Annotated in this window: 26 protein-coding genes and 1 tRNA gene; 19 read left to right on the top strand and 8 right to left on the bottom strand. The window is 42.1% G+C overall.

Translation table 11 applies throughout. The annotated features are described in order from the left end of the window. Positions 1-120 precede the first annotated feature (120 nt). Both DC094_RS15940 and DC094_RS15935 read left to right on the top strand, forming a co-directional pair. Entirely contained in the window at positions 121-987 is an 867-nt protein-coding gene (locus DC094_RS15940; protein ID WP_116688122.1) for a hypothetical protein, read from the top strand. A 207-nt stretch (positions 988-1,194) separates the two neighbouring features. Then, the gene (locus DC094_RS15935; RefSeq protein ID WP_133245579.1) at positions 1,195-2,244 is read left to right on the top strand and encodes a metal-sensitive transcriptional regulator; all 1,050 of its coding nucleotides are present in this window, start codon (positions 1,195-1,197) and stop codon (positions 2,242-2,244) included. Between the two features lie 194 nt (positions 2,245-2,438). Here the strand turns inward: DC094_RS15935 and DC094_RS15930 are convergent, their stop codons facing one another. The 3 genes from DC094_RS15930 to DC094_RS15920 are packed head-to-tail and all read right to left on the bottom strand — an operon-like array spanning position 2,439 to position 5,236. Then, complete coding sequence (locus tag DC094_RS15930) at positions 2,439-2,822, bottom strand: hypothetical protein (RefSeq protein WP_116688120.1); 384 nt, start codon at positions 2,820-2,822, stop codon at positions 2,439-2,441. A 3-nt stretch (positions 2,823-2,825) separates the two neighbouring features. Further along, on the bottom strand, positions 2,826-4,637 hold the full coding sequence (locus tag DC094_RS15925; RefSeq protein WP_206605678.1) for a radical SAM/SPASM domain-containing protein: 1,812 nt from the start codon (positions 4,635-4,637) through the stop codon (positions 2,826-2,828). Beyond that, complete coding sequence (locus DC094_RS15920) at positions 4,616-5,236, bottom strand: GNAT family N-acetyltransferase (RefSeq protein WP_116688119.1); 621 nt, start codon at positions 5,234-5,236, stop codon at positions 4,616-4,618. The genes DC094_RS15925 and DC094_RS15920 overlap by 22 nt, the downstream gene beginning before the upstream one ends. A 572-nt stretch (positions 5,237-5,808) precedes the next feature. Here DC094_RS15920 and DC094_RS15915 point away from each other — a divergent pair. Beyond that, positions 5,809-6,294 (top strand): hypothetical protein, encoded by a 486-nt coding sequence (locus tag DC094_RS15915; RefSeq protein WP_116688118.1) that lies wholly within the window; start codon positions 5,809-5,811, stop codon positions 6,292-6,294. A gap of 106 nt (positions 6,295-6,400) precedes the next feature. On the opposite strand, the gene DC094_RS15910 is transcribed toward DC094_RS15915, so the two are convergent. After that, entirely contained in the window at positions 6,401-6,715 is a 315-nt protein-coding gene (locus DC094_RS15910; protein WP_206605677.1) for a helix-turn-helix domain-containing protein, read from the bottom strand. Between the two features lie 156 nt (positions 6,716-6,871). Between DC094_RS15910 and DC094_RS15905 the strand changes: the two genes are divergently transcribed. Next, entirely contained in the window at positions 6,872-7,228 is a 357-nt protein-coding gene (locus DC094_RS15905) for a hypothetical protein (RefSeq protein WP_116688117.1), read from the top strand. A gap of 181 nt (positions 7,229-7,409) precedes the next feature. Here the strand turns inward: DC094_RS15905 and DC094_RS15900 are convergent. From DC094_RS15900 to flgA, 4 genes are all read right to left on the bottom strand, one after another. Beyond that, a tRNA-Arg gene (locus DC094_RS15900) sits at positions 7,410-7,485 on the bottom strand. Positions 7,486-7,866: 381 nt separating this feature from the next. Beyond that, on the bottom strand, positions 7,867-8,277 hold the full coding sequence (gene flgN, locus DC094_RS15895) for a flagellar export chaperone FlgN (RefSeq protein ID WP_116688116.1): 411 nt from the start codon (positions 8,275-8,277) through the stop codon (positions 7,867-7,869). A gap of 110 nt (positions 8,278-8,387) precedes the next feature. Continuing rightward, positions 8,388-8,708, bottom strand: a complete 321-nt coding sequence (gene flgM, locus DC094_RS15890; protein ID WP_116688115.1) for a flagellar biosynthesis anti-sigma factor FlgM — start codon at positions 8,706-8,708, stop codon at positions 8,388-8,390. A 126-nt stretch (positions 8,709-8,834) separates the two neighbouring features. After that, positions 8,835-9,494 (bottom strand): flagellar basal body P-ring formation chaperone FlgA, encoded by a 660-nt coding sequence (flgA, locus tag DC094_RS15885; RefSeq protein ID WP_158527359.1) that lies wholly within the window; start codon positions 9,492-9,494, stop codon positions 8,835-8,837. A 145-nt stretch (positions 9,495-9,639) separates the two neighbouring features. Between flgA and DC094_RS15880 the strand changes: the two genes are divergently transcribed. From DC094_RS15880 to DC094_RS15810, 15 genes are all read left to right on the top strand, one after another. Beyond that, positions 9,640-10,578 carry a chemotaxis protein CheV gene (locus DC094_RS15880; protein WP_116688113.1) on the top strand — a complete coding sequence of 313 codons (939 nt, stop codon included), beginning with the start codon at positions 9,640-9,642 and terminating at the stop codon, positions 10,576-10,578. Continuing rightward, a complete protein-coding gene (locus DC094_RS15875; RefSeq protein ID WP_116688112.1) occupies positions 10,579-11,427 on the top strand; it encodes a CheR family methyltransferase in 849 nt (282 codons plus the stop codon). It abuts the gene before it with no gap. A 227-nt stretch (positions 11,428-11,654) separates the two neighbouring features. Continuing rightward, on the top strand, positions 11,655-12,095 hold the full coding sequence (flgB, locus tag DC094_RS15870; RefSeq protein WP_116688111.1) for a flagellar basal body rod protein FlgB: 441 nt from the start codon (positions 11,655-11,657) through the stop codon (positions 12,093-12,095). 2 nt (positions 12,096-12,097) lie between these two features. Then, the gene (gene flgC / locus DC094_RS15865) at positions 12,098-12,526 is read left to right on the top strand and encodes a flagellar basal body rod protein FlgC (protein ID WP_116688110.1); all 429 of its coding nucleotides are present in this window, start codon (positions 12,098-12,100) and stop codon (positions 12,524-12,526) included. 11 nt (positions 12,527-12,537) lie between these two features. Continuing rightward, the gene (locus DC094_RS15860; RefSeq protein ID WP_116688109.1) at positions 12,538-13,224 is read left to right on the top strand and encodes a flagellar hook assembly protein FlgD; all 687 of its coding nucleotides are present in this window, start codon (positions 12,538-12,540) and stop codon (positions 13,222-13,224) included. Between the two features lie 31 nt (positions 13,225-13,255). Further along, positions 13,256-14,653 (top strand): flagellar hook protein FlgE, encoded by a 1,398-nt coding sequence (flgE, locus tag DC094_RS15855; RefSeq protein ID WP_116688108.1) that lies wholly within the window; start codon positions 13,256-13,258, stop codon positions 14,651-14,653. 98 nt (positions 14,654-14,751) lie between these two features. Next, the gene (locus DC094_RS15850; RefSeq protein WP_116688107.1) at positions 14,752-15,495 is read left to right on the top strand and encodes a flagellar basal body rod protein FlgF; all 744 of its coding nucleotides are present in this window, start codon (positions 14,752-14,754) and stop codon (positions 15,493-15,495) included. A gap of 110 nt (positions 15,496-15,605) precedes the next feature. Continuing rightward, positions 15,606-16,391, top strand: a complete 786-nt coding sequence (flgG, locus tag DC094_RS15845; RefSeq protein WP_116688106.1) for a flagellar basal-body rod protein FlgG — start codon at positions 15,606-15,608, stop codon at positions 16,389-16,391. Positions 16,392-16,421: 30 nt separating this feature from the next. Then, on the top strand, positions 16,422-17,138 hold the full coding sequence (flgH, locus tag DC094_RS15840) for a flagellar basal body L-ring protein FlgH (RefSeq protein WP_116688105.1): 717 nt from the start codon (positions 16,422-16,424) through the stop codon (positions 17,136-17,138). 12 nt (positions 17,139-17,150) lie between these two features. Further along, positions 17,151-18,263, top strand: a complete 1,113-nt coding sequence (locus DC094_RS15835) for a flagellar basal body P-ring protein FlgI (RefSeq protein ID WP_116688175.1) — start codon at positions 17,151-17,153, stop codon at positions 18,261-18,263. After that, positions 18,263-19,240 (top strand): flagellar assembly peptidoglycan hydrolase FlgJ, encoded by a 978-nt coding sequence (flgJ, locus tag DC094_RS15830; protein ID WP_116688104.1) that lies wholly within the window; start codon positions 18,263-18,265, stop codon positions 19,238-19,240. Before DC094_RS15835 ends, flgJ begins: the two co-directional genes overlap by 1 nt. Further along, on the top strand, positions 19,240-21,285 hold the full coding sequence (flgK, locus tag DC094_RS15825; protein ID WP_116688103.1) for a flagellar hook-associated protein FlgK: 2,046 nt from the start codon (positions 19,240-19,242) through the stop codon (positions 21,283-21,285). The genes flgJ and flgK overlap by 1 nt, the downstream gene beginning before the upstream one ends. Before the next feature lie 13 nt (positions 21,286-21,298). After that, positions 21,299-22,516, top strand: a complete 1,218-nt coding sequence (gene flgL, locus DC094_RS15820) for a flagellar hook-associated protein FlgL (RefSeq protein ID WP_116688102.1) — start codon at positions 21,299-21,301, stop codon at positions 22,514-22,516. Between the two features lie 87 nt (positions 22,517-22,603). Then, entirely contained in the window at positions 22,604-24,085 is a 1,482-nt protein-coding gene (locus DC094_RS15815) for a sigma-54 dependent transcriptional regulator (protein WP_116688101.1), read from the top strand. A 347-nt stretch (positions 24,086-24,432) separates the two neighbouring features. Next, positions 24,433-25,914 (top strand): NarK family nitrate/nitrite MFS transporter, encoded by a 1,482-nt coding sequence (locus DC094_RS15810; RefSeq protein WP_116688100.1) that lies wholly within the window; start codon positions 24,433-24,435, stop codon positions 25,912-25,914. Positions 25,915-25,918: the final 4 nt, after the last annotated feature.

Raw genomic sequence — 25,918 nt, 5'->3', positions numbered from 1 at the left:
ATTAATTTTTCTTAAAGGGGATGGTGGTTGCTATGATTTTGTCATTAAAGGAATGAAAAAAAGAATTTTAATCATCAAGTTTATGCGCCGTTCCTGAAACCATCTGATATACCTCGTCAAATGAATGCTCTTTATGATTTTCAGCGCTGGTATTACTTTGAGTATGCAGGCTGTCATGCCCTTGATGAGCATAAGGCTGAGCAACACTATTATCAGAATGGTGGTGAAATTCGTAACTATCCTGGTGAGTGGGAAGTTTGGAAAACTTATTTTTCTGATATCGATTTGTATGCGTATAAACCAGTTAAGGCTTCTGACAATTTTGCCCGACCTATGGACTTTTGTCGTGTTGATGCTGCAGGTAAACAACTCAATATTTCTCAATTAATCACCATTGATGAAATTATTAAATTTTCAAACCAAAACCCAGAATATTTTGAGCATAGAGAGGCAATAGAAAGGCATAAGCCGGATCGTTTGGATACAATGAATGCTGATAAAGCAGAGCTGCCTGCTGCCGTTACCTGGTTTGACGCTTGTATGTATCTTTCCTTTCTTGAAAAAAAACATGGCTTGCCATTACGTCTACTCAAGCTGGATGAGTATAGAGCGATTAGAGAAGAATGTTCTGCGGGTGACGGTACCGAGGATTCCAGCTTATTAGAATATTGCGATGATAAGGGTAAGCAGTATGGCGCTAGACCTCCTTATATGGCGGAGTCTGATTTTCAGGCTTTAACTTGTAAATACACTGAAGAACCAAAATTTCTTGAGCATACGTCAGGTTTGAAATTTGTTGATTCAGACAGGTTCTGTGAATGGCTGAATGAGAACCCCTATGGAATGGAAGCAATTGCGATTCGATCAAGATCGCTGTTGTCTGCAAGAGGCTCGGCCAATGTTGAACGTGATCTTTTTCCAGCATGGAGTACGGGTAAATACCATTACTGCAAGATAGGGTTCCGTGTTTGCTATGAGCTAGCTTAACAGTCAATATTCGATGAGCACTGGGTGACGACTCAGTGCTCTGTGTCGTGGACTAATGATCCGTTCAGTCTTAAAATTTACAGATTTTCAATCAATAAAAACAAATAATTAATGGATATCCAGCTATCCGCTATACATTCGTGACATTGAATTATCTTTCTTGTCCCCCATTTTATGCTGACCAAATCAAAAACAAGGAAAGGAATGGTGAGCAAAGTTCGTGGATATAGCCGCTACCAAAAGCAAATTATCAAGCGCTTACAACAAACTTTGGGTGCTGATACTCCTTTCAGGCATGAACGAACCAATAACAACCATCTTAAAGTATTGATTCAAGGTGCAGACAAACCCTGCTTTACCAGTTCAACACCATCGGATAACAAATCAGCTGATAATTTCATTGCCGACGTAAAACGAATTATACGTGAGATAAATACCCTTACTTCAAATGATACCGACTGCAGCTCTGCTAATTCGGTAGAACAAGCGGGCGAGTGTAAGGTGGTGCAAGTGGATCAAATTACGCTTTCTTGTATTAAGCTGATCAGGCGCAAAATCGAGCAGATTCAACTAGAAGAATCTGAGTCGATCAAAACAAAATTGCATTTATCAGAATTAAAAAAGTTTCGATTACAGGTTGCTGATGAAACAATCAAAGCCAATGCTGGTAGCAGTAAAATTTACCTTACAGGCAAACAAATTAATCATATAAAAAACAAATTACTGCAGCACCTTAATTTTATGTTGCCGACAACTGCTGATTATGCAGAGAAGTTGCAAGTTAATGAGGCCGATAGACCGCTTTCCAATAATAAAACCACAAAACCACACGCAGCGAATCATGCTATGAATAACCCAAATGTGCTTTCAGAACTCAAACCTCTAGCAGGCATCGTTAAAAAAACAGTATCCCCCTCAAGTGCTAGGCCTCAGCCTGTAATACTACCAATTTCGGAGTCTACTGATGCGCCAGAGCCGAACGTTATTGGCAGCCCCAGCAATCACTTCAAAGCTGAAGTAAGCGATGAGATGCTTTGCGATGATTCCGTTTCAGAATGGCTAAACCAGAATGCAGCTGCACGCATAAATGCACTTAGGCAACTCAATAAGCTGCAATTGGAGCATTTGGCGCAAGACGTTCAAACTGCGATTACCGCAAACCGTGATCAAGCAATTGATGAGGTAGTGTCTTTGATTCAGTCACAAGATTTGCCGTTTGAATTGATCCAGCAAAAGCTTGAAGGTAAAACCGCTTAAAAATTTTTGATGCTGTTGGTAAGGGTTGTCTTGGACATTACGGCCAGCTTTGATTTTTCATTCTGAGCCTTGGTGCTGTAACTTTGATTAAACTTGGAATATTAGGTTGATTCAGCCTAGCAGCAACGATTTAACAAGTACCTACCCTTGGCAATGGTGATTGATCGTGCTCAGTCACAGACAACCTGCAAACTTTACCCGTTATTGTTATTATTGTTATTGTTATTGTTATTGCTACCTATACCACTTGAACTATTGCCGCTTGAACGACGCCCACTTGAAGCATTATCGCCTTTCATTTGATAATCTGTAGTGTTGAGGTAGGCATAAGGATTAATTTCCTGAATATGCTGACCATCAAACTTCACCACTCGGTCATTATTCGATTCAAGAGTATGGCTTGCCATCTGCTTACCATTTTCAATAAACATTAACTGGCCACGATCAAAAATTACTTCTCGTTTTGGACTGATCAAACGATGGTCAATAAAAGTATGCAACGCTTCAACTAAAGCATCAGAAGCAGGAGCATTAAGATAAGTCAAAAAAGAATGAACCTGAGTGTGGTGATTTAGCATTATTTATTCCTTAATCCAGTAGAACTCGATATTTTGAAATGGCAAGTTAATCGCCTGAATATGATAAAAGGCATTATTTCTTTGTTTTTCATAGTGATAACGTCGCAAGAAATGGGTGGTCACCAGTAGGTTGTTTATCACACTATCTTCAAAAGCATGGGTGCTCAATGCTAAAAACGGCTTTAAATCAAAACTTAGGGTGCCAGGTTGATTTAAGTTGCTGTGCTGCAACTGATCAGAAAACACTTCTAGAGTATAAGTGTGGGCCTGCTTGGTTCGTTGCTCGTCACCATAGATAACAGGAGTATCTTTTAATAGCTGTAAGTGCAGCGTATTGCGAATCGAGTCAGCGCATGCAGCTTGCAAAAAGTTCTTGTGAATATGAATGGCTATATCATCAGTTGCACATAACGTAAGTATGTCGCGACTACTTTTTAGAATCTGCGACTGCAAATCGATAAACGCCCCATTTACACTTAACTTAACTTGCTCGGAGCTATATAGGCTTTGTAGTGTTTCATCCGCCATAATCAGATCGAATAGGCTGTTTCCTGGATCATATAAATCATTGGGCAGAATAATACGTTTGCGGTCTGGAATAAGATCACTTGAAATCAGGTGCGGGTGCATGTCCACGGTATACACCGTTACTGCTTCTTTTTTTTCTGCCTGAGGAGTGGCTGGATACAACGCAGGATAGTTTCGATAAATTTCCTTTTGCAGTGCACAGGTATATGACTTAGCAGACTGCTGTTCATGTTTGACATAAGCGCAACCTGTATGACAGGTCGACAAATATTCGCATTGCTTACAGTCTTCATGTAAACCTTGAGCGCGATGAACATTGCTAATATTTTGACTCGCAATTTCCATGATAGATTCAATACTGTCATTGAAAATATTGCCATAATGAAAAGGTGCACTTCCTTGACCGCGAACACAGGAAAAAATATCGCCATCACTTTGTAATAGAAAAAACTTTTCTCCACAGTTAAAAGCATTGGTACAATAATTTGGCGTAAATTCATCAAACCAATGTTTGTGAAAACCGGGTTCAAGTTCAGTGCCGGTGAACGCTGATTTTAGCTGTTGGTAGAATGAGACTTGATCCTGGTCACTCACCGCTTTAGTTTCTAAGTTTTCTTCGCCTAAATATTTTTCGGCATTGTCTAAAGATTCAAATCCAAACATGAAATTGAAATTATTCATATCAATACCGACCTGCTGATGAAGGTACCAGATATCTTTAATAATCTCATCAACATACTGTAAATGCTCAGCATAAATTACAGCGGACATTTTTTTGTTATATGGGTAATCTGCCAACAAACGGATATTGCTCAAGGTTCGCTTAAGTGTTGATCCGCCCTTTTTGGTCACTCGGTATTTATCATGTAAAAAAAGCGGTAAATCTAGGCTGGCACTAATTGAAACATGCTGTTCTTGCATCAGGTCGTAGTGCTTGTCAAAGTTATACAAGTTAGTCTTAATGTGCGGGTGGTTTTTCTTAAAACCATGTCGGTTCAGAACTTCTTTTTCTCGTTGGTAATAATTTTTTATATAGCTAAAAAGATCATTCAGAACATGACCTGGTAGAGTAGTAACTTCTCCACCATGCAGTGAAATATTAAATGGCGTATAACCAGCTTTCTGAAATTTATCAACACCTTCCTGCAATGTTGATAATGCACGGCCGAAGTCTTTCTTTAATAAACTTTGGTCTGTCTGTTTACCCAAATAGCAGTAACGGCAACCGAGATTGCAGTAGATCGTAGGTACATAGAGTAGGTGAATCAGTTTTTCAGTTGATGGCATGATAATTTTTTTATAAGTCGTGAGCGAGTACGGCAACACTCAGAGAATTGTCGGCGATTTAACGAATAAATAAACATATCCCAATACTGTTCACTCCAGAACTGATGCTCACTTAGTCGCCCTTCTTGTATAAAGTCTAACTTTTTCAAAATACTCAGGCATTGGTAGTTATAAGCAAACACTTCACAATATAGTTTTCTGTATTTTAAATCGATAAATAGGTGTGACAAATATAAATATGCTGATTGTAAGCATTGAGATGTATTCATGTATGCTTTATCAATGCAGATACATATATTGCTCGTCATGTTGGCGTAAGCAATGTTATAGCAATAGGAAAAACCCAAAATACATTGGTCTTTACGGCGAACAATCACCTTAAAATGGTCCCAACGATGGTGAATCCGACGCATCAGTCGATCGGCAAATTTTTCAAAACTCACAAGCGGCAAGTTAGGTGCCCATAAGTGTTGAGTTTGCGAGTTAAAGCTGATTCGGTAAATTTCGGACAGGTCACAATCTTGAACATCGCGCAAGCTAATCAACTCACCCTGAATGTAGCCATAGTTTGGGGCTGATACTGCTGTGGTTGAAGACATCTTTGCTCCCGAGTTCACCGCTTTACATTCTGATAAGTACTGGTGCCTCACTCTTATCGGACAACGATCGCAATATTATACGTAAAAAGCGGCAATTTACATATAATAAAGCATGAAAATCTAATCAAACTTTATTCTCCAGTGGGAAGGTTAAACCCATAGGCTTTAGCTGGTGGGTTTTGAGTTATATAACCATTTCAACCTTTTCAATATTATCTGGACGATTGGGCGCCATCAATTAATAATGGAGTTGAATTCTACATAACGGGTTTACAAGCGCTATCTGATGCTGTGGCAGAGCTTTGTAGCGGCAATAATTAGCCCACAAAACTTGAGGCTGATAAAAAACTGTTTGGAATGTTTCATAAATGAACCTGTATCTGCATTGATAGCGCTTGGAAAGCTACTTGTGAACAACACAAGATTCCTTGTAATGATCTGGACTTCGCATTGCCAGAACCCATGCAGCAAGTGATGCTGGATTATTAAATCTGAATGAGTAAAACCAATCAAGTAATCCCAAATCGGGTCAAAAAAATTTACCAGATCGTTTTATAGAAGCAGGAGATAGTATGGGCGGTCAAACAACCGAGCTTTGGATTCAGTTTGCCAAAGCTGCTGTTTTAAAACAGGTGAAACAATGGTTGGCTCAGGATAGTCGCCCGGGCTGGGATGATGATTTGCCAGCGCATCAGCAGCACTTATTTGATACCATCGAGCTTTTGCCTGACTCGCATTCTATGCAGAGCGCCGCTGGCAACCAGTTAAAGCTTTACTTTGAAAATAACGAAGATGACGAAATTGAAACCCTGATGCGCTTTTGTTTGAAAACACTGCCAGAGCAAGATGCAGCGCTATGGGCTGCCAGCTTGACCTCACAAAATGAAGACTTACGTTTTTTTTGGTGGCAGCAACACCAAGACACCTATCAGGAGTACGATTTGTCAGGCGTCAATGGTCCAGCTGAGATTTGTGGCACCCGGTTAACTCAAGAACAATGTTTTGCTGATAATGCATTGAAAAATTTTATAAGTGTTTTTTTAATGAAAGATAATTGAAAATTATGATACGAATCCACGTAATTAAATCTCTCTCCTCACCTGAGGGTGTCAAAGCCTCTGTACAGCATGGTTCGTTGTTAAGCAATATAAAGCTGACCTAGCTTCAATGATCAAATAAATTTCTTGCTTGCATGCGAAGCTCTTTACTAGCGTTGTTATAGCTAACCATCAGCGAAGCAAGCTGGTCATCTTCGCAATAGAAGTAGGCAGTAGGTACTTCAAGATACGCAGCCAACTTTTTTAGAATCGAAAAGCCAGGTTCATGTCTGCCTTTTTCGTACTGATTCATTCTGGTGCTCGCTACTGATGGATCAAGCCCAATCGAAATACCAAGTTGCTTTTGAGAAACACTCTTTCTCTCTCTTGCTTCCTTCAGCCTAGTGCTGAAAGGAGAATCGTTGCCGCTCTCTATACTCAAATCATTTACTGCTTTGTCAGAAAACTAAGATTCTCTTAGACCCCTGACTCCACGCATACTAAGTAATACTTAGTAGAGGTAGCTCAATTGTTTAGCAGATATAATTGATTTTTTTATCAATAAAATCAATTACCTTCCATCGGCAAAGGGATCGTGATGAAAAAAAGAGAATTGCAAACTAAGTATTGCTTAGTTTGCGTGGTATGTGCTGATATGGAAAAAAAGAGAGAAACGTACAGTATTGATTTTAAAATACAGACTGTGAGAGCCCTTGGAAGAAACGGATCTGACCTCATTAAAACCTCGAAGGAGATAAGAGTTAACATTGCGACGTTAAGAGGTTGGGCAAGAACTGGCTTACAAGGATTGGTCAAATTGAAGGAGAGAGACTTACCAATGGAAGAGATAAGTAATTTAGCAAATGGGGAGGAGTTTGAGTTCAGGCTATTAATTCAAGAAAATCAGCATTTAAAGCGAGAAAATGAGCTGCTCAGGAAGTTTGCGAAAATGTAAAGGGTAGGCATCTCTCTTGCTGCATAGCGTATGAGGCGAGAGTATTAAGAGAAGAGGTTGTCTATCTACTTGGGGTGATGATCGCCTTTAAGGGTAGATGTATTTGAAAAACCCAGAACCAGCATGAGGTTCTGGGTTTTTTTTTGGCTTGCATTAATAGAAGAATGACAAGCTGCAAATATGGTGTCCCCTACAGGATTCGAACCTGTGTCTAAAGCTTAGGAGGCCCTCGTTCTATCCAGCTGAACTAAGGGGACAGTATAAAATTTAAGTGGTAACACACTTCCAATGTGGTAAGTGAGTATACGCTAATTGGTCATGTTACCACATAAAAAACTTATGTTTTTCAACGCTCTTGCTCGCTTGAAAGTCTAACTGGTAATACCTAGGGGGTTAGACGCCCTCTATCCATTGAACTACGGGAGCAAATTGTTTGTTTTCTCTGACTTAATCGTCAGTAGAGTGCAAGCAGTACAACTTCGGCCTTATAAACCGACAACAAAACACCGCACGATTATTCCGTGCAAAACTGTCGGCAATTCTACCTGCTCAACTGCATGATGGAAAGTGGCATAATAAGATAATGCTGGATTGATTATCTAGCTAACTGGAAGTCGCTTGAATTTAAATAAGAAAAATTAAGCGCTGTGATTATAGGTCGCGTTTCGATTTCGAGTTAATTGGCCGCTGCGACTATAGCTGGTGTTATGCGTATTGCCGGTAATCAAATCGATTGAGCGAGATAGGCTGGCATTGGCCAATCGTGCAATATTTCCATTTACGGTTATAAGCTTTTGGCATTCAATCAAATTTTCTTTTAACTCAAGCCATAAGTTTGCTGCTGCAGTGTCTTTTTCTGCCAAAGTCGGGTTGCCGCTGGCGAATAAGTTGGCAATGTCTTTTTCCAGCGCCTCAGTGTGCTGGGAAACCTTGCGGGTGATCTGTTCCAAATCACTGGATGATGCAGCGGTCAGAATAGCATTTTGCTGTTGTAGCAATTTTAACCAAACTTCGACTCTGTATTTCAGGTTGTTAAGCGCTTCAATCATTGCATATCCTTGCTGCTGGTTATTTTAGATTGCCCAGCGCTTTAGTCTCTGAAGGTTTAATTTCCCGCTTCGCAAAATGAAGGCGAGAGGACTGGCCTACGGCTTTTTAATTACTCAGTCTCTTTGCCACTGGCGATCATTTTATTTGCTAGTTGGTCAAAATCTATCTGATAGCTACCTTCTTCCAGTGCGCTGCGAATTGCATCTACTTTGCCTTGGTCAATATCCGGAGCCTGAGTAGTGGCAGCATGGAATGCCTGCATTAACTTTGCTTCTGCACTGACTTTTAGCTGACTAGAACTTTCTTGGTCAGTATTCGATTTTACAGTAGCGCCTGCATTAATACCTTGGCTATCCTGGCTTTGTTGGGTCTTTTGCTGTTGCGCCCGATTAAGCGGATTGTTTCCACCAAAACCATTAATTTGACTCATGAGAGGCTCCAAAACCTGATCTATTGACTTACTATCGGCACACAAATTTAAAGCTTTAGCTTTTTTTCATCAAATTTAGGCCGGTTCGTATTTAGAAATGATCAAGCCTGAATCTATCAATTTATGCTAATCAATTCTGACAATACCCGGCCCAATCACCACACCTTCAACGGTTTTTCCTGAAGACAAATTTTTGACAGCCACTATGCTGTTTAATTCGGCATTTGATAGTGCTTTGCCTTTCATGGCGACCGACAGCCCTCGTGCATTGGCAACCAGTTTAACCGGTTGGTTACGATTGATCAGCCAGTTTTTCTGTAAATGGTTGCCAGTCACTGGCTGACCGGAGCTAATGCCGCGTTTTAATGTTCTGCCGAGCACTTGTTCTAGTCGGGTGAACCATCCGTTGCGCAAACGATTAGTTTGCTGTGATTCAATTTTAATATCGCTGAGCGATATGACATCGCCACGATTTAATCGATTAACGACCACCACCACAGGTTCAGTTCGAACCGTTTTTACCGAAACATAAACTTTCCATGATGGCTGGCTGCATTTCACTGCAACAATTTGCTGCGTTGTCTGCGCTTTACCGTGTGTTTTGGTTTCAAGCGGATTTTGACATAAGGCAAGCTTAAGTCGGTTATCTAGTTTTCCTGCCTTGGCGGTGAATGAATTCCCCGCGTTTTCGGTAAAATGATTTTTTACATGGAACTCCGCAGCATTACTGATCGTCTGTAGAGGTTGCCATTGATCGGCTTTCGCATAACTGGTTGCGCTTAACATTAAAGAAACCAGATAGCATGTCGATAGAAAAAGTGTCTTAAGCTGCATCTTTTTGCCATGGATTGGGTGACAGAAAATTGTCACTGTTTTATGCAATAAAAGATAAAGCAATTTTGATGCCGCTAATCTTATCAAGGAGTATTTCATGGCCGGCGTACTGGATACTGTCAATCAGCGAACCCAGTTGGTGGGACAAAACCGGCTCGAGTTGCTGTTGTTCAGATTGCATGGAAGACAACAATTCAGCATCAACGTGTTTAAGGTTCGGGAGGTTATTCAATGCCCGAGGCTGACAGCACTTCCACATAGCCACCCGGTGGTTCGTGGCGTTGCGCATATTCGTGGCAATACTATCCCTGTTATGGATTTAGGAATGGCGATTGGTTCTCCACCAGTCGAAGATCCAACCAAATGTTTTATGATTATTACTGAATATAATCGAACTATTCAGGGTTTTTTGGTAGGCGGTGTTGAACGAATCGTTAATGTCAATTGGGGTGAAATTCATCCACCACCAAAGGGCACTGGTCGAAATAACTACCTGACAGCGGTTACCGAAATTGATAATCAATTGGTAGAAATTATCGACGTTGAAAAAGTACTCGATGAAGTTTCACCACGATCGGTGCAAATATCTTCCGATATTAATATCGAGGTGCAACAGCATTTGCCACAGCATATATTAGTGGTCGATGACTCTTCGGTTGCCCGTAAACAAATTTGTCGCACATTGGCTCAGGTCGACCTGGAAACCACGACTGCCAATAATGGCCGCGAAGCGCTAGAACTGTTGAAGTCTTGGGCCGATGATGGCATGGATATTCACAAACAACTTTTGTTGGTCATATCAGATATTGAAATGCCAGAAATGGATGGATACACCCTGACCACCGAAATTAAAAGTGATCCGCGCTTAAAAGACTTACATATTATTTTACATACTTCTTTAAGTGGTGTTTTTAATAATGCGATGGTTGAGAAGGTTGGGGCAGATCAGTTTATTGCCAAATTCCAACCAGACGAACTTGCTGGGGCGGTAATGAAATATGCGGATAGCAAAAAAATTATGGAGCAGTCTAGGTAGATGCCTTTAAGTCAAAAATCTCTGGAAACCGGTAGTGGTGCAAAAGCTTACCAGGAATTCCGGCAATATCTGGAGCGAGTCTGCGGCATTGAATTAGGTGCAAATAAAGCCTATTTGGTGAGTAGTCGTCTTTCTGAAATTGTTCGCCAGCAAAATATGACGAGCCTTCAGGCGCTGGTAGATCGTTTGAAGTTGGGGCGTGATTTAACGCTGCAAAAATTAATTGTCGATGCGATGACCACGAATGAAACCCAGTGGTTTCGTGATGGCTATCCATTTGAAAAACTCAAAAAAATGCTTGAGCCTAGCTTAGCTAAAAATACTATCTCGCCATTACGAATCTGGTCGGCTGCTTGTTCCAGCGGCCAAGAACCCTATTCGATTGCGATGGTGCTAAGCGAGCTTAAAGCGAGCTGGCCTGCATTGAATCGGCCGATTCAGATTGTCGCCACCGATATTTCTGATCAAATGCTCGGCATTGCTAAAAAGGGTGTTTATAACACCTTGGCAATTAGAAGAGGCTTACCAGTAGCTCGATTAAACCGCTTCTTTAAAGAAGTCGACAATGGTCATATGGAAATTTCTGCTGACGTGCGAAAGATGGTTAGCTTCGAGCGAAAGAATCTATTAGATTCTTTTGTATCGATGGGGCAATTTGATTTGATTTTTTGTCGTAATGTACTGATTTACTTTACCCCAGAAAATAAAGCAGACATTATTCGGCGAATGGCGGCACAAATTAAGCCAAATGGCTATTTCGTGCCAGGTTCTTCAGAATCGTTAACTGACTTTGATGATATGTTAACCATGCAAAACTTGGTTCCGGGCATTGTTTACCAGAAAAAATAGTTCTGACTGATTCAGTCATTTTTTTTAGCAGTCCTTCCCAGCATTCGCTGATTAAAAGGCAGCGGCATTTTTTTGCCGCTGCTTTTTTTTATGGCTATTAATCTAGAAAATCTTCTTTTGTTTTGATTGCAATCTATTGAAAAAAAATAACAAAACCCTTCTTGGCACATTCTTTGTAGTTATCTCTTTGTAGTTCTCATGATTAGCAATTGAGTGGAGAGGCGAAGATGGCGATCGGTCTTGATAAAGCACTGGGTATTCATGCTCAAGCGTTGCAGGTTAGGGCGCAGCGGGCGGAGATGTTGGCTTCAAATTTGGCCAATGCGGAAACACCCGGTTACAAGGCGCGCGACATCGATTTTCGCCAGGCATTGGCAGGTGCACAGCAAAATATAGTTAAGCCTGCCACTTCAGCTAATACCGTGAGTGCAATGAACCAAACACACCAGAGTCATATTGCCGGTAATGCAATAACCTCAAGCAGTTCATCTCTGGAAGATGCCTTTATGCGCTATCGATTGGTGGATCAACCATCGTTGGATGGTAATACCGTCGACCCACATAAAGAAAAAATGCAATTTACTGAAAATGCCATGCAGTACCAGACTTCTCTGCAGCTGTTGAGCGGTAAAATTAGCGGCTTGCGCCGAGCCATTAAAGGAGAATAGCCATGTCCTTGAACCGAGTAATGGATCTCGCTTCAACGGCGATGAGTGCCCAGTCACTGCGATTGAACACTACCGCCAGTAATTTGGCGAATGCCGATACCGTTAGCAGCAGCGTTAATGAAGTTTATCGCTCTCGCCAGCCAGTATTTAGCACGATTCATAACCAAGAATTGGAAAAAGAAATGTCGGCCTTGCGGCCAAATGGCGGTGTTGAAGTTTTAGGTGTAGTAGAAAGTGCTGCACCGCCTCGAAAAGAGTATCAACCCGATCATCCGTTGGCAGATGAGCAAGGTTATATCTTTCGACCTAATGTAAATCCGGTTGAAGAAATGGCCAATATGATTTCTGCATCACGAAGTTACCAGACCAATGTTGATGTCGCCGCAGCGGCGCGCGATATGTATCGCAAAACCTTAACACTGGGCCAGTAGGAGTTTAATTAATGAGTGGAATTGCCAGTTTACAGCAGCCGATAACACCCGATCGGGTTCAAGGAAACCAGTCTTCTACCGGCCAGACACAGACGCTAGGTCAAGATGCATTTTTAAAATTATTTACCGCGCAATTGGCGAATCAAGACCCAACCGATCCGGTAAAGAACGAAGCTTTTGTCGCCCAGTTAGCGCAGTTTAGTAGTGTAGAAAACTTAACTGCAGTGAATAACAAGATGGATGTACTCGCGGGCTTCTCTGCTTCTAACCAGGCGCTTCAAGCGACTTCTTTAGTGGGCAAGCATGTATTAGCACCGACCAAAGAGTTAACACTAGAAAATGCTGGAGATGATGTTTCTGGCCAAATCAATATTCCGTCAACTGCAACCAATTTAAAAATTGAATTGGTTGGTGAGAATGGCGTAACCGTGGCGACTCAAAATACCAGTAGAGTAGAAACTGGTGAGTTTAAATTTACTCTAGATAAAAAAGATCAATCACAAGGTGGTGGTGATCTCGCTTCGGGCAACTACAAAATTAAAGTAACCGCAATTATTAATGGTAAGTCACAGGCACTGGAAGCTGCAGTTAAGCAGGAAGTACAAAGCGTTACCATAGACCGAAATCAGGGCTCGATTCTATTGAATCTACCTGGTGGTAAAACAACCGGAATTAACCAGATCAACAAAATTTCTTGATCATTTCATCCATTAGTGTGGAGATTAATTTATGAGTTTTAATATTGCATTAAGTGGCTTGAAATCATCGGCCAACGATTTGTCAGTAACCAGTAACAACATTGCCAACAGTGCAACCTATGGCTTTAAAAAATCTCGTACCGAATTTGCTGATGTTTATGCGGTTTCAGCCTTCGGTAATTCAGGCACCGCGATAGGTAGTGGTGTTATTACTAGCGGTGTTACCCAACAATTTAAACAGGGTAATATGGATTTTACTGAAAACAGCTTGGATTTAGCGATTTCTGGTGAAGGTTTTTTCGTACTAAAACCTAACCTAGATACATTAGAGCCAACCTTTACCCGTGCCGGTGCTTTTACCGTAGATAAAGATGGTTATGTAGTGAGTTCGGCGGGTGAATTTTTGCAAGCATTTCAAGTGAATGACAACGGATCGGTTAAATCAACTTCGCTGTCTTCTACTCAGCCACTACGTTTACCTGCAGCGGCGGGCTCTCCAGAAGCAACGACTGAGGTTGATATTGGGGTTAACCTGCCTTCAAGTGAGCCGGAGTTAGACCCGGCCAATTTTGATCCGACAGAAACCAATACTTATACATCGTCTACCTCAGTGACTGTTTATGATTCACTGGGTGAGGCGCATATTGCCAATTATTATTACATTAAAGATGCCACTGCGACCACTGATGGTGGTCCAGTCGATCCTGAAGGAAAAAATAAAATTAGTAATGCTTGGGCAATGGTCACTTACGTCGATGGCAAGCCGGTCAATCTGGATGATGTGAGTGCACCAGATATTGCTTTTCTTGATGGGCATCCATCTCAAAAAGATGCTGCAAGCGTTTCTTTTGCTCGAGTCATTTTTAATAACGATGGTACCTATCAGCGCACATCGCCACCATCACCAATCACTGGAACCGTAGTTCCGGGTAATGTGCAGCTTGCAGGTATTAATTTAAGTACTACAAATGGTGCTAATGATTTGAAGCTGAGTATTGATATGGCCAACAATGCACCCACTCAGTTTGCTTCTGCATTTACCGTCAATAGTTTGTCGCAAAATGGTCATACGGTAGGTCGTTTAACCGGTATGGATATCGATGATACTGGCTTGGTACGTGCTAATTACACCAATGGTGAATCTTTGGCATTAGGCCGAGTTGCCATGGCTAAGTTTGCTAACAGTCAGGGGTTGAGCCAAACCGGCAACACCAGCTGGCGCCAGTCTTTGGCGTCGGGTACTGCACTGGCAGGTCAAGCGGGCACTTCAAATTTTGGCTCGATCCGTGCCGGAGCGCTGGAATCCTCTAATGTTGATATTACTTCTGAATTGGTGCATTTAATTACTGCACAGCGTAATTATCAGTCCAACGCCAAATCTATCGAAACATTTAACGCAATTACCCAGACCATTATTAACATTCGTTAAATAATCTATACCTTCAATTGCTTTGAATATAGTGGGTTTTATTTACCGGTTTTTTGTTGTTAACAATTAACCGGTATTCATTATCGAGAGAAATTAATATGGACCGGATGCTTTATATCGCCATGAGCGGTGCCAGCGAAACTATGCGCGGGCAAACCACTCACTCAAACAATCTTGCCAATGTCAGAACCACTGGATTTCGTGCGGATTTTGAGCAAGCGCGAAGCATGCCGGTGTTTGGCCCGGGCGCACCAAGCCGGGTTTATGCGATGGAAGAACGGCCAGCCACCGACTTTAGTTCTGGGCCATTAATTACCACTGACCGTGATTTGGACGTTGCAGTAAGAGGCGCAGGCTGGATAGGTGTTCAGTCTGTCGACGGTAGTGAAGCCTACACCCGGGCTGGAAATTTACATTTTGGCGAAGGCGGTTTGTTAATGACCGCACAAGGCCAACCAGTAATGGGTGACGATGGTCCGATTGTTTTACCGCCAGCAGATAAAGTTGAAATTGGTGAAGATGGAACAATCAGCATTGTGCCTGCCGGGCAAAGTGTTGAACAAATGGCGGTAATTAATCGGATTAAATTAACCGCGCACCCGGCGGGCGGAATGGATAAAGGTGCTGATGGCTTAATGCGTGCTCGGGATGGCGAACCATTAGAAGCCGATGGCGCAGTCCGTGTTGAGCGCGGCGCATTGGAAAGTAGCAATGTCAATGCGGTTTCAGCCATGACAGAAATTATCTCGTTATCTCGCCAATTTGAGATGCAAATTAAAATGATGAAATCTGCTGAAGAAATGGATTCAAAATCGGCACAAATTCTGCAAGGTATCGCATAGTAGCAGTTTAACGCTAGCGTAAAGCCAGAAAATGTCGGGGTTTTCGGTTTTATAAATCAAATAACCATTTTCTGACGCTATTTTTTTGGCGGATCTGAAAGGAGAAAACAATGCACCCAGCGCTATGGATTAGTAAAACCGGTCTGGACGCCCAGCAAAAAGGCATCAGCACCATTGCCAACAATCTGGCCAACGTTTCTACAGTTGGTTTTAAGCGTGACAGGGCAGTGTTTGAAGATCTTTTATATCAAACGGTTCGCCAACCAGGTGCTCAGTCTACTCAAGATACCCAGCTGCCTTCTGGATTAATGCAAGGTACTGGTGTTCGAGTCGTTGCTAGTCAAAAAATTCATACTCAGGGTGGCGTGCAGCAAACTGACAATTCGCTGGATTTAATGACTCAGGGCCGCGGTTTTTTTCAGATTTTAATGCCAGATGGTTCGATGGGTTTTACCCGTGCTGGAGAATTTCAGGTTAATGCTGAAGGTACGGTTGTTAATGCCAGTGGCCATCCGGTAGAACCGGCAATAACTATCCCGGGAAATGCACAAAGTATTACGGTTGGTGAAGATGGTGTGGTTAGTGTGTTACAGCCAGGCAACCCAGTTCCGGTTCAGGTTGGTAGTGTTCAGCTGTCTGGTTTTGTAAACCCTGCAGGATTGCAACCTATTGGAAATAGTCTGTTTATAGAAACAGCCGCATCTGGTGCACCTCAAACAGGCGTGCCAGGCACCAATGGTTTAGGTACGACTCGCCAAGGCATGCTCGAAACATCCAATGTCAATTCAGTTGAAGAAATGGTCAGCATGATTGAAGTTCAACGTGCCTATGAAATGAATTCAAAAGTGATTTCAGCGGTGGATTCGATGTTGAGCTTCGTTAACCAAACGCTTTAATCGTTTTTTAAATTATTTTTGAGTATTTTTATGCGATTAAATAAAGAGTTGTCTCTTCGGTTATTATTTAAAGCATTTTCTTTGTTGCTTTCTATAGCATTTACCATGCTTTTATCCGGTTGCTTATCTCAGCCACCAAGGCCTGATCAGCAACCTTGGGCTCCGATTGTTGTTCCGGTTGAAAAAACAAAAGTGATTAATAACGGCGCAATTTTTCAAATTCAATCGCCAGGAATGGATTTGTTTAGCGATCGCAGGGCTCACCAGGTTGGCGATATTTTGACAGTCACTTTGGATGAACAAACCAACGCGCAAAAAAGCTCAAATAGTAATCTCAGTAAAACCAATGAAGTGACTTTAGGCGCACCAACTTTATTGGGCGCACCTATCACAATTAATGGCAATAATTTGTCGGCAGGTTTGGAAGGTGAGCGTAGTTTTTCTGGAAATACCGATGCAAAACAGAGTAATAGTCTAAAAGGCAGTATTTCAGTTGTAGTAGCAGCGGTCCACGGTAATGGGCTGTTAGAAGTTCGCGGTGAGAAATGGATGACCATTAATCAGGGCGAAGAATTCATTCGTTTATCTGGCTTGGTTCGTGCAGAAGATGTAGCACCAGATAACACGGTTCCTTCAAACCGGATTGCCAATGCAAGAATTAGCTATTCGGCAACTGGCGAACAGGCAGATGTTAATACTAATGGTTGGCTAGCAAGATTTTTTAATTCTAAATACTGGCCGCTATAAATGGAGGCAAAAATGAACAAGCTTTGCGCAAAAGTTTTTGCATCGTTAATGGGTGTTTTTATTTGTATCGCACCGGTACAAGCCGACCGATTAAAAGATATGGCTGATATTGCAGGGGTTCGGAGCAATCAGCTAATTGGTTATGGTTTAGTAGTTGGCCTAGACGGTACAGGTGACCAAACCTCACAGGCAGGTTTTACCCTGCAAAGCTTTAAAACCATGCTCAGTCAGTTTGGTATTCAGGTACCGGCCGGTATGAGTGTTCAGTTGAAAAACGTTGCTGCAGTGGCGATTCAGGCTGAATTACCAGCATTTGCCAAGCCGGGTCAATCGATTGATATTACCGTTTCTTCCATTGGTAATGCGAAAAGTTTACGTGGTGGCAGTTTGTTACTCACTCCATTGCGTGGTGCGGATAGCGAAATCTATGCAATGAGCCAAGGTAATTTAGTGGTGGGTGGGCTAGGTGTTAATGGCAATGATGGTTCCCGAATCAGCATTAATATTCCCAGTGCCGGTAGAATTCCAAATGGTGCAACGGTTGAGCGAATGGTGAAAAATCCATTTGGTGAAGGCGATAGCATTGTTTTTAATCTAAAGCGCTCAGATTTCACTACTGCCAGAAGATTGGCAGATGTGATTAATGAATTTATTGGTAGTCAAACGGCACGCCCGTTAGATGCCACTTCAATTCGGGTCAGTGCTCCAAGAGATCCTTCCCAGCGGGTTATGTATGTTTCGGTATTAGAAAATCTTGAAGTACAACCGGCAGAAGAAGTCGCAAAAGTCATTGTTAATTCACGAACTGGAACCATTGTTATTGGCCGACATGTCAGCTTGTCTCCAGCGGCAATTACCCATGGTAGTTTAACCGTGACCATTGCAGAAAATCCGAAAGTCAGCCAGCCTAATCCGCTTTCACAAGGCGAAACGATCGTTGTGCCTGATTCTGAAATTAGCGTAGCCCAGCAAGACAGTAAAATGTTTTTATTCGAGCCAGGCGCTTCACTTTCTGATTTAGTCTCGGCAGTTAATCGGGTAGGTGCGTCTCCCGGTGATTTAATGGCGATTTTAGAAGCCTTAAAACAAGCCGGTGCGTTAAGAGCCGATTTGGTGGTGATCTAATGCAGCTGGCTAATGAAAATTACCTAGCCAGTGATGTTCGTGGACTGGCTGACTTAAAGCGCCAGGCTGGCCGAAACAACCCAGAAGCAACGCGAGAAGCTGCGCGTCAATTTGAAGGTCAATTCTTTAAAATGATGCTGAAATCGATGCGTGAAAGTAATGCAGTGTTTGAAGAAGGTAACTTCATGCATAGCAATGGTGAAAAAGTCTACGAGCAGATGATGGATGATCAGCTGGTAGATCGGATGACACGTTCTGGCAGCTTAGGTCTGACAGATATGATTGTTGACCAGTTACAGCGAGCATCCAAAAAAGTTGATGCAGTAGCACCAGAGACATTAAATGTACCGCAAAGAAATCAATGGTTATCACTAAAGCAGTTGCAAAACAAAATAGTTGCTAGCCCAATTGAAAATAATAGCTCGGCCAATAAAAGTCGTTTTTCGCAAGCGCTTTCTGATGCACAAATGCCAGCAACAAACTTTTCTGACCCTGCCGATTTTGTTCGTCAGTTAATGCCAATGGCTAAAACGGCAGCAAACAAATTAGGTGTTAAGCCAGAAGTACTGATTGCTCAAGCGGCGCTTGAAACCGGCTGGGGCAAAAAGATGGTTAAAGGTGTGGACGGTAGTGGCAGCAATAACCTGTTTAATATAAAGGCCGATCATCGCTGGCAAGGGGGGCGGGTACAGGTATCGACACTGGAGTTTCGCGGTGGTGTGGCGAAAAAGGAAATGGCCAGCTTTCGTGCGTATCCAAATTTAAAATCAAGCTTTAATGATTATGTCGATTTTATTTCACAATCACCGCGCTATTCGCAGGCAATGAAAAACACTTCTGATAGCAAAGCTTATTTATCTGAGCTGCAAAATGCTGGTTATGCAACCGATCCAAATTACGCAGCAAAAATTCAAAGAATCGCTGAAGGTGAACACTTCACTAGCGAAGTAAATGTGAATCTAGGAGTGCAGGGCTAATGGCAGGAATGATGCAGACAGGCTTGTCTGGCTTAACAGTAAGTCAGGCAGGATTAAGCACGACCAGCCACAATATTGCCAACGTTAACACGCCAGGTTATAGCCGTCAGCGTGTATTCCAAGATGCTCGCATTCCCGATTTCAGTGGTGCCGGATTTATTGGTACCGGTGCGGAAATGAGTAATATTCTTCGCAATTATGACCAGTTTGCAGTGATGCAGGTTTGGTCAAATACCACGACCGCCAATCAGTATGATTACAGCTACAACACCACCAGCCAGATCGATAAATTATTGTCAGACTCTTCGACCGGACTGGCAGATTCAATGCAGCATTTGTTTACTTCAATGCAGGGGGTTGCCAATAATCCATCGGACCCTGCAGCACGTCAGGTGATGTTAGATCGAAGCCAATTACTAGTCGATAGAATGGAAAGTCTAGATAAACAATTGCTTGAATCGGGTAATCGAATTAATTCAGCAATTGATGGCTCAGTCACCATAGTTAATTCACTGGCAGAGCAAATTGCAGCTATTAACGTTGAAATTGATAAAATTAGTGCCGGTTCTAATTTTCAGCCAAACGATTTATTAGACAAACGCGATGACATGATTCGTGAACTCTCGGAATACACTTCAGTCAAGGTGCAAACCGGTGAGCGTTTAATGGTCGATGTTTTTATTGGCACGGGTCAATCTTTGGTATTGGGCGGGGCTAATAACACCTTAAAAACATCGCCTGATCCCGGTGATCCACTAAACAGATCGATTCAAATTACCAGCAATACCGGTGATATCGATATTACCGATACCATTACTGGCGGTAAAATCGGTGCAATGAAAGAACTGAAAAAAACCGCAGTAGAAGAAACTCAAAATGAGCTTGGGCGGTTGGCTTTAGTGATCCAACAGACCATGAATGAACAGCAAAAACTCGGTGTTGATATTAATGGTCAATTGGGTGAACCATTATATAGCGATGTAAATAGCCAGCATTTAAAAGACGCGCGTGGGCAGGCGTATTTAACCAATAATGGCGCGGCAAAAGCTTCTGTTTCTATTGATGATGCGAGTAAACTAACCACCAGTGATTATACGGTTAAATTTATTGGTGATGTAGATAATGATAAATATAAATATTTGGTTACCCGTAAAAACCCTGAAGAGACTTTTGAGATAGATACCACAGAACAAGCTGATCCGTTATTAATAAAAATTGCTGGCGGTACTGCACCGAATGATTTTGATGAAGGTTTTTCAATTGAATTATCAGAAGCGCCAGCTGTGGGTGATAAGTTCCTGATTACACCTACCCGTCATGGACTAACTGATTTTCAACGTCGGATTGATGACCCAGAAAAAATTGCAGCAGCAGTGCCCGTCACTAACGTTAATGCTGAAACTAATGCCGGTGATAGCAGAATTCAAAATCTGAAGTTTGTAGAAAGAACCGGCGATGGTTCTGGCTGGAATAGCTTGAAAGATATCACGCTGACTTTTCAGGATGCGATCGATTTTGATGGCGATGGTACTCCAGACGGCCCTGGGTTTACTTTGTCAATAGATGGTGGTGTAACAACGACCGCTAGTATTCCATATAATCAAGCAACAGATGAAACAGTAAAGGGCTACCAAATTGAAATTGCAGACTTGGGTAAAATTGAATTTAATCTAGCTGGCACACCACAGGCAGGCGATAGCATCAAGATTTCTGCTAACCGAAGCGGGCAAGGTGATAATAGAAATATGCAGCTAATGGCCGGTTTAAAAGATCAAAATCTAGTCAATGGCCGCACATTAACTGAAGCCTACGGGCAAACCGTGTCACGGATTGGAGCTCAAGGTGATAATGCAAAAATCAATATGGATGCTAGCAAAACCTTGTTGAATTTAGCGAATCAGAATCAGCAATCGATTTCTGGCGTCAATCTGGATGAAGAAGCCACTCGATTAATGCAATACCAACAGGCTTATCAGGCATCGGCAAAAGTGATTTCGGTCGCTGATGGTGTGATTCAAACATTGTTAGATGCGATTCGAGTTTAAGAGGTATTTTTAAATGCGTATATCAACTTTACAAATGTATAACAGCACTCTGTCGCAAATAAATAAGTCACAATCGGAAATGTCTGATATTCAAGTACAAATGTCGACGGGTAAAAGAGTCAATCAAGCATCTGACGACCCTTTAGCAATGGCACAGATCATTGTGTTAGATCAAGAAATCAATCAGTTGGAACAGTTTCAAGGTAATGCTAATTTCGCAGAAAATCGATTGGCTTTAGAAGACAGTACGCTAGATGCTGTTACGAGCAGCTTGCAGCGGATTCGAGAATTAATGATCAGCGCCAATAAAGAATCATTGTCGCAAAATGACCGCGACATTATTGCTCAGGAAATGCAAACACAATTAGAACACGTCACTGGCTTAGCCAATACGCGCGAAGCAAATGGAGAATATTTGTTTTCCGGTTTTCAAAGCCAGCAGCAGCCTTTTACTGTCAACCGTGAAGGTATTTATTCTTACCAAGGTGACAATGGCAGCCGAGAAATAGAAATTGGCCCAAATGCTCGAGTCATTACCAATCATCCAGGTAGTGAAATCTTTGTAAATATAGAAACAGCTGGCGCACCTCGAGTAGTTGCTGGTGTAGCTAATACCGGAACCGCTACGGTAGAAAGTCGAGTTAAAGGTGCTTACTCAGCGACTCCGTTACAGGTTAAAATTGTCGATGAAGGTGCTGGACCAGAAATAGTAGCGAGTGATCTCGCAGGTAAACAACTTTTTCCAAAACCTGGTGATCCAGCTTTCGCTTATGACTCAACAAAAGGTGCTGCGATAGTCGTTGATGGTGTAGAAATAATTATTTCTGATGGAGCCAAAACGAATGATACATTTGGTCTGACATTTGGCGGCAACCAAGATTTATTTACCACCGTGAGTAATATCATTCAGGTTTTAGAAGATCCAGATAGTGGCACTGAAGCAGATACAGTTCGCATGGAAAGTCTTGGTAGATTATTAAATGATTTAGATTCTGGTATGAATAATATTTCACTACAGCGAGCGGAAATTGGTTCGCGATTAAATAGTGTAGATACCGAGCGAGAAGTAAATGAAGGATTAAGTCTTTTCGATAAAACATTACGCTCAAATTTACGAGATGCCGATTTTGCGACGCTTGTCACAGAATTAAGTGTCAAACAAGCATCGCTACAGGCATCAATGAAAAGTTTTAGTTTGGCGCAAGGCAGCAGTCTTTTTGACTATATCTAACGTAAAACAGTATTGTGTCAATAAACTGACATGTGACATCCAGTAAGCTTCACCCCAATACAAGAATGTCCCGTATTGGGGGAGAAAATGGCTCAGGAATTCAAACTACTATGCATCGACGATGATGCACAGCGCAGAAGAGATTTGCAGTTACTGCTGAATTTTATGGGTTTTTCTGCGGATGCATATAGTGTGGATCAGTGGTTGGATATTGCGAATAAAGACCAGGATGTTTTAATTTACCTGGTTGGAAATGCAAACAAAAACACCCAAACTAACAAGCTATTACAGACACTCCCTGATTTTATTGGCGATGCGGTTGTGCTGGGGATTAGTCCAGATTTACAGCTGGCACCATTTAAATCACAAGCAGAAAAGTTATTGTTTGATCATATGCCATGGCCGCTATCCCGTAGCCAAATGTTAGATATGATTCAACGCGCGCGTCGTTATCAAACGATGAAAAAGCCGTGTTCTGTGGCTGCGATCACACGTTTGGCAGGCCAAAGCTCTGCGATGTCAGAAATCCGACAATTAGTGTCACAAGTTGCAGATTGCGATGCCAATGTTCTGGTATTAGGCGAATCGGGTACCGGCAAAGAAGAAGTCGCTCGTAGCTTACATGAAGCATCTTGTCGTAAAGAAGGGCCTTTTGTACCGGTGAATTGCGGTGCAATACCAGGTGAGCTTTTAGAAAGCGAATTGTTTGGCCATGAAAAAGGCGCTTTTACTGGAGCAATCAGCGCAAGAGCCGGTCGATTTGAACTTGCAAAAGGTGGCACGTTATTTCTTGATGAAATAGGCGATATGCCACTACAGATGCAAGTCAAATTATTGCGAGTACTTCAAGAGCGCACTTTTGAAAGAGTTGGCGGTAATAAAAGCATTGCCTGTGATGTGCGGATTGTTGCTGCAACGCATCGGGATTTGGAAACGCTTATTCGAAAAGGCGACTTTCGAGAAGATTTATATTATCGACTTAATGTTTTTCCGATAGAAGTGCCCTCGCTCCGCCAGCGCTTGCAAGATTTACCCGAATTATTTGATCGATTGGTATATCGATTAACTAAACAAGGTCGACCAGGTGTCACGCTTTCTGCTGAAGCGATCATTGCGCTGCAGAATTGCACTTGGAAAGGTAATGTTCGTGAGTTATCGAATCTGATTGAACGTTTGACCATTTTATATCCCGATTCGGTCGTCGGATATCATGATTTGCCCGAACGTTACCGTCAGGGTGAAATTCCTGAAGAAACACCACGTTATGAGGCACCTCCGGGGTTGGAAAGTCAGTTATTAAATCAGCCAGTTAACTTAGATGAGCTACCACCTTTGCCAGATGATCAATGGATTGTTGACGAACCTATGGCTGCACCTGTTTTAAAAACCGAGCTACCTGAAGGTGGGCTTGATCTAAAAGAGCATTTAGCACAGATTGAAATTGAAATCATTGGCTTAGCTTTAGAGCAAAGTGGTGGTGTGGTTGCCAGAGCTGCCGAGCAATTGAAAATGCGCCGAACCACGCTAGTTGAAAAGATGCGTAAGTATGAAATAGCCAGAATAGCATAGCGACAAATTATAGATTTTAAAAAGTGATTTTATTTTTAAACCAGCCAAGTGCTGGTTTTTTTTCGTTCAAAATTAACCAGGTCAAAATGGCTAAACTAAGTTGTCATTTTAAATATAAAAACCATCGAGTAATTTGGTAACTGCAATATTCGTTTTTCAATTAAATTGCATTCAACTGGTGCGAGTGGTTGTTTAAGTGCACTGTTAATTGGCAGGTGCTTTGATAGAGAAAGATTGCAAATCCTGTTAATTTGTTGAAATTAAACGTAAAAACAATTTTAGTTAAGTTGGCCTAACCCTTGCGATGGCTGTTGTGACGATATATCCAATGGAGAGGTGAAGTCACAATGGAAAATCCAGATAGAATTAACCTGTTCTCATTTCAGGGAAAAATGAAAGTTCTACATTTGTCCTGGATTGCTTTTTTTATCACCTTCGTGGTGTGGTTTAACCATGCACCGCTCACGTTGGCGATTTCTGAAAGCTTGGGATTGACGCGAGAGCAGTTAAAAACCTTGCTGATATTGAATGTGGCCTTAACCATTCCGGCACGGGTTGTAATCGGCATGCTGACCGATAAATATGGGCCCAGATTAGTATATTCATGGCTGTTAGCGCTATGTAGTATTCCTTGCTTTATGTATGCATTTGCTGAAACCTTTACTCAGGCAGCAGTTGCGCGCTTTATGTTAGGCGCGATAGGTGCAGGCTTTGTGGTCGGAATACGAATGGTTTCAGAGTGGTTTCCTGCCCGTCAGTTAGGTACCGCTGAAGGTATTTATGGTGGTTGGGGCAACTTTGGTTCTGCTGCTGCGGCAATGGCGTTGCCTACGCTAGCGATTGTTATTGGATCAATATTCGGAACCGATGATGGCTGGAGGTATGCCATTGGTATTACTGGATTGATCTCGTTAATTTATAGCGTTATCTATTATAAAAACGTAACCGATACTCCGAAAGGTTCGACCTACTTTAGGCCTAAAAACCTCGGTGCAATGGAAGTGACCTCAAAGGGTGACTTTGTACTGTTGTTAGTGATGAAAATCCCAATGTATGCCGCTTTAGCACTGTTAGCATGGAAATTGTCACCTGCGGGCGTTTCTATGTTAGAGCAATCGGTTGTACTGTCTATTTATGTCGGACTCTGTGCATTGTATTTATTCGAGTGTTGGAAAGCATGGCAGGTAAATTGCGAGATTTTCGAAAAACCAGTAGCTGAAATTCATCAGTATAAATTCAAGCAAGTCGCAGTATTAAATATTTTATATTTTGCTACTTTCGGTTCAGAACTGGCTGTGATTTCTATGTTGCCATTATTCTTTGCCGATACCTTTGGTTTAAATCCGGTTATGGCCGGTTTGGTTGCATCAGCTTATGCCTTTATGAATTTAATGTCTCGACCTGGTGGTGGCATTATTAGCGATAAATTTGGCCGTAAACCGACCTTATTGGTATTAACGGCTGGCCTGGCGTTGGGTTACTTGCTGATGGGGTACGTGGATAGTAGTTGGCCATTAGCTTTCGCAGTAATTGCAGCGATGGCTTGTTCATTCTTTGTTCAGGCAGGTGAAGGCGCGGTATTTGCGGTAGTTCCTTTAATTAAACGCCGCCTTACCGGTCAAATTGCTGGCATGACAGGTGCTTACGGTAACGTAGGCGCGGTGTTCTATCTGACGGTATTGTCATTGGTCAGCTACCAGACTTTCTTTTTCGTGATTGCCGGTACAGCGGTGTTGGGCTTTGTTACCTTGTTATTTTTGGAAGAGCCAGAAGGGCAGGTGGCAGAGGTTTTACCCGATGGTACGGTGACTATGATTGATGTGACTTGATTTA

Source organism: Pelagibaculum spongiae (assembly GCF_003097315.1).
Taxonomy (GTDB): Bacteria; Pseudomonadota; Gammaproteobacteria; order Enterobacterales; family Pelagibaculaceae; genus Pelagibaculum; species Pelagibaculum spongiae.
Note: the sequence above shows the minus strand (reverse complement) of the source record. Positions and strands in the feature narration are given on the sequence as shown.

What these genes read in the sequence shown, in the direction of transcription:
- DC094_RS15940 (WP_116688122.1), top strand. Translation starts at nt 121, where the DNA reads ATGAATGCTCTTTATGATTTTCAGCGCTGGTATTACTTTGAGTATGCA.
- DC094_RS15930 (WP_116688120.1), bottom strand. Translation starts at nt 2,822, where the DNA reads ATGCTAAATCACCACACTCAGGTTCATTCTTTTTTGACTTATCTTAAT.
- DC094_RS15925 (WP_206605678.1), bottom strand. Translation starts at nt 4,637, where the DNA reads ATGCCATCAACTGAAAAACTGATTCACCTACTCTATGTACCTACGATC.
- DC094_RS15920 (WP_116688119.1), bottom strand. Translation starts at nt 5,236, where the DNA reads ATGTCTTCAACCACAGCAGTATCAGCCCCAAACTATGGCTACATTCAG.
- DC094_RS15915 (WP_116688118.1), top strand. Translation starts at nt 5,809, where the DNA reads ATGGGCGGTCAAACAACCGAGCTTTGGATTCAGTTTGCCAAAGCTGCT.
- DC094_RS15905 (WP_116688117.1), top strand. Translation starts at nt 6,872, where the DNA reads ATGAAAAAAAGAGAATTGCAAACTAAGTATTGCTTAGTTTGCGTGGTA.
- flgN (WP_116688116.1), bottom strand. Translation starts at nt 8,277, where the DNA reads ATGATTGAAGCGCTTAACAACCTGAAATACAGAGTCGAAGTTTGGTTA.
- flgM (WP_116688115.1), bottom strand. Translation starts at nt 8,708, where the DNA reads ATGAGTCAAATTAATGGTTTTGGTGGAAACAATCCGCTTAATCGGGCG.
- flgA (WP_158527359.1), bottom strand. Translation starts at nt 9,494, where the DNA reads ATGTTAAGCGCAACCAGTTATGCGAAAGCCGATCAATGGCAACCTCTA.
- DC094_RS15880 (WP_116688113.1), top strand. Translation starts at nt 9,640, where the DNA reads ATGGCCGGCGTACTGGATACTGTCAATCAGCGAACCCAGTTGGTGGGA.
- DC094_RS15875 (WP_116688112.1), top strand. Translation starts at nt 10,579, where the DNA reads ATGCCTTTAAGTCAAAAATCTCTGGAAACCGGTAGTGGTGCAAAAGCT.
- flgB (WP_116688111.1), top strand. Translation starts at nt 11,655, where the DNA reads ATGGCGATCGGTCTTGATAAAGCACTGGGTATTCATGCTCAAGCGTTG.
- flgC (WP_116688110.1), top strand. Translation starts at nt 12,098, where the DNA reads ATGTCCTTGAACCGAGTAATGGATCTCGCTTCAACGGCGATGAGTGCC.
- DC094_RS15860 (WP_116688109.1), top strand. Translation starts at nt 12,538, where the DNA reads ATGAGTGGAATTGCCAGTTTACAGCAGCCGATAACACCCGATCGGGTT.
- flgE (WP_116688108.1), top strand. Translation starts at nt 13,256, where the DNA reads ATGAGTTTTAATATTGCATTAAGTGGCTTGAAATCATCGGCCAACGAT.
- DC094_RS15850 (WP_116688107.1), top strand. Translation starts at nt 14,752, where the DNA reads ATGGACCGGATGCTTTATATCGCCATGAGCGGTGCCAGCGAAACTATG.
- flgG (WP_116688106.1), top strand. Translation starts at nt 15,606, where the DNA reads ATGCACCCAGCGCTATGGATTAGTAAAACCGGTCTGGACGCCCAGCAA.
- flgH (WP_116688105.1), top strand. Translation starts at nt 16,422, where the DNA reads ATGCGATTAAATAAAGAGTTGTCTCTTCGGTTATTATTTAAAGCATTT.
- DC094_RS15835 (WP_116688175.1), top strand. Translation starts at nt 17,151, where the DNA reads ATGAACAAGCTTTGCGCAAAAGTTTTTGCATCGTTAATGGGTGTTTTT.
- flgJ (WP_116688104.1), top strand. Translation starts at nt 18,263, where the DNA reads ATGCAGCTGGCTAATGAAAATTACCTAGCCAGTGATGTTCGTGGACTG.
- flgK (WP_116688103.1), top strand. Translation starts at nt 19,240, where the DNA reads ATGGCAGGAATGATGCAGACAGGCTTGTCTGGCTTAACAGTAAGTCAG.
- flgL (WP_116688102.1), top strand. Translation starts at nt 21,299, where the DNA reads ATGCGTATATCAACTTTACAAATGTATAACAGCACTCTGTCGCAAATA.
- DC094_RS15815 (WP_116688101.1), top strand. Translation starts at nt 22,604, where the DNA reads ATGGCTCAGGAATTCAAACTACTATGCATCGACGATGATGCACAGCGC.
- DC094_RS15810 (WP_116688100.1), top strand. Translation starts at nt 24,433, where the DNA reads ATGGAAAATCCAGATAGAATTAACCTGTTCTCATTTCAGGGAAAAATG.